This window comes from Actinosynnema sp. (assembly GCF_052038725.1).
The window spans coordinates 1-3,083 of sequence record NZ_JBQGCX010001472.1 but is presented as its reverse complement, the minus strand read 5'-3'; the positions used below and the strand labels follow the sequence as shown (position 1 = coordinate 3,083).

Genomic DNA, 3,083 nt, shown 5'->3' with positions numbered 1-3,083 from the left:
ACCCAGGCCCGCGCGGCGGAGATGGCCGCCAGGCGGCTCGACCTCGCCGACCGCTTCCTCGAAGAAGCCGAGGAACTGCTCGACCGCCTGCACGGCCCGTACACCGTCTTTTCCTTCGGCGGCAAGGAGAACATCTACTCCGAGCACATCGTCGCCATGCCGCCGAGCAGTGACGTCCGCAACCTGATGCAGTCCGCAGCGCTCGCGTTCGACAAGCACCTCGCGGCGGTCAAGCACGACACCCACGACGGCACCGACGTGGGCACCTCGCTCGTCGGACAGCTCGCGGACGGCCTCCAGCGCGCGTACGACGCGATGGTCGCCCAGGAGCACACCGAGGTGGTGGTCGATGACCCCGACCGCCCTGAACGTGGACCTGATCCGGGTCTTCCGGCTGATCAGCCGTAAGCAGCTCCGATCGATCGTCGAGTCACGGAGGGCGCCGCTGGCCCTATGGACCGGCGCGGTCTCTTCCGGCAAGACGATCTCCTCCCTGATCGGGTTCTTGATCGGCCTGGTCGAGGCCCCCCGGAGCGGCCTGGTGGTAGTGGTGGGCCGCACGATCCAGACCATCGAGCGCAACCTCATCAACCCGTTGCAGGACCCGGCGATCTTCGGCGAGCTGGCCAGCATGGTGCACCACACCACCGGCAGCACCACGGCGACGATCCTCGGCTGCCAGGTCGAGCTGATCGGCGCGCACAACGCCCTGGCCGAAGGCCGCATCCGCGGCGCGACCATCGCGCTGGCCTACGTGGACGAGGCGACCCTGGTACCCGAGCCGTTCTGGACGATGCTGCTGTCCCGGCTGCGGGTCCGAGGCGCGCGCCTGCTGGCCACCACCAACCCCGATGGGCCGGGGCACTGGCTGCGGAAGAAGTTCCTGCTGCGCGCCGCCGAGGTCGGCATGACGCACTGGCACTTCACCATCGCCGACAACCCGTCCCTGGACCCCGACTACGTCACGCGGCTGCACCAGCAGTACGTGGGGCTGTGGTTCCGCCGGTTCATCCTCGGCGAGTGGTGCCAGGCAGCGGGCGCGATCTACGACATGTGGGACGAGCAGCACCATGTCAGCGACCGCGTCCCGCGCATCAAGCACTGGATCGGCACCGGCATCGACTACGGCACCACCAACGCGTTCAGCTCCCACCTGCTCGGCCTCGGCGAGGACAACCGGCTGTGGATCACCCACGAATACCGGTACGACAGCCGGGTCGAGCTGCGCTCCAAGACCTCTGCGGAGTACTCGGCGGCGTTCCGAGGGTGGTTGGCCGACGCGGTCGAACCCGGCACCGGCAGGAAGGGCATCCACCCGGCCTGGCACTACGTCGACCCGGCCGCAGCCGACTTCCAGTTGCAGCTGTACCGGGACCGGGTCACCAACGTGGCCAACGCCAACAACGAGGTCCTGCCCGGCATCCGCACGGTGGCCTCCCTGCTCGGCCGCGACCGGCTGCGCGTCCACCCCTCCTGCACCGGCCTAATCGAGGAGTTCCCCGGCTACAGCTGGGACGAGCAGGCCGCCGCGCGCGGCGAGGACAAGCCGATCAAGACCGACGACCACGGCCTTGACGGCCTGCGGTACGTCGTGCATTCCACCGAACCGATCTGGCAGCCCGCGCTGGAGCTGCCGATCGCAGCCTGACCCCGAAGGGCGGTGATCATGCCGCTCCCCAGCCCCAACACCGCGTGGCCGCCCGCCGAGGTAGCCAGCGCGCACGCCAGGTTCGCCGACTACGACGCCTGGTACGCGGGGGACCCCGACCGGCTGGCCAAGCGGTACAGCGGACGCAGGGCACCGCGTGACCACCCCAGTCAACACCGGCGCGGGCTCGTCGGCAGGCTGGCGCGCTGGTGGTGGGGCGAACCGACCAGCGGCTCCCGCCGGGCCGGGGTCCACTGCCCGCTGGCTGCCGACATCGCCACCGCCTCGTCCGACCTGCTGTTCGCCAAGCCGCCCACCATCAAGTTCCGGGACCGGCGGAACCAGGCGCACTGGGACAGGCTGGACGACCTGGCACAGGTCCACTCCCGGCTGCACGAGAGCGCGGAGGTCGCCTCCGCCCTCGGCGGGGTGTACCTGCGCGTCGGCTGGGACGAGCGGGTCGCACGGCACGCCCTGCTCCAGGTCGTGCACGCGGACCGCGCCATCCCCGTGTTCTCGTGGGGCCGCCTGGTCGAGGTGACGTTCTGGACCGAACTCGCGGGCGGGCGTGACGGCCAGGTGTGGCGGTACCTCCAGCACCACGAGATGCGCGGCGAGGCCACGCAGGTGGCGGTGGAGGAGAACGCGCTCTACCTCGGCACCGAGACCAGCCTCGGCGAACCGCGCCCGCTCGACCAGCACCCGGCCACGGCCGGAATCGAGCCGGTCGTCGCACGCGGCCTGCCGGTCCTGCCGGTGGCCTACATCCCCAACATGCTGCCCTCACGCGAGGATCGCGGCAGCGACCTCGGCCGCTCCGACTACGAGGGGGTCATGCAGCTCTTCGACGCGGTCGACGAGACGCTGACCTCCTGGATGCGCGACGTGCGGCACGCGAAGGGCCGCATCATCGTGCCCAGCGCCTACCTCCAGGACATGGGCCCCGGTCAGGGGGCCGCCTGGGACAGCGAGCGCGAGGTCTACGAGTCGCTGAACATCCCCCCGACCACCGCTGGCGGCAACACCATCACGTTGCACCAGTTCGAGATCCGGGTCGAGGAGCACGACAGGACGCTGCTCCGGCTGATCCGCCAGGCGATCGGCACCGCTGGCTACAGCCCTGCCACGTTCGGGTTGGAGGAGCAGGGCGGCGAGCAGACCGCCACCGAGGTCAACGACCGGCGCAACCGCAGCCTGTTGACGCGCGAGAAGAAGACCGCCTACTACGGCGACGGCCTCCAGCACATCGCCGTGGCGCTGCTGTGGGTGGAGCGGATCATCTTCGGCGCGGACGTCGCGCCGCAGGGCGACGTGCCCCACGTGCAGTGGCCCGACGGCGTGTCCGTCGACCAGCTCCGCCTGGCGCAGACCGTCGAGGCGTGGGACCGGGCTCGCGCGGCGAGCACGGAGACCAAGGTCAAGGCCCTGCACCCGG

3 protein-coding genes are annotated in these 3,083 nt (G+C 70.5%); all 3 read left to right on the top strand.

Features of this window, described 5'->3' with window-relative positions:
* The coding region (locus ACTUAL_RS31090) for a hypothetical protein (protein WP_440902728.1) at window positions 1–408 on the top strand (408 nt) is incomplete at its 5' end.
* A complete protein-coding gene (locus ACTUAL_RS31085) occupies window positions 350–1,648 on the top strand; it encodes a PBSX family phage terminase large subunit (protein ID WP_440902727.1) in 1,299 nt (432 codons plus the stop codon). The genes ACTUAL_RS31090 and ACTUAL_RS31085, both read left to right, overlap by 59 nt.
* 18 nt (window positions 1,649–1,666) lie before the next feature.
* A partial coding sequence (locus ACTUAL_RS31080) for a phage portal protein (RefSeq protein WP_440902726.1) occupies window positions 1,667–3,083 on the top strand: 1,417 nt, incomplete at its 3' end.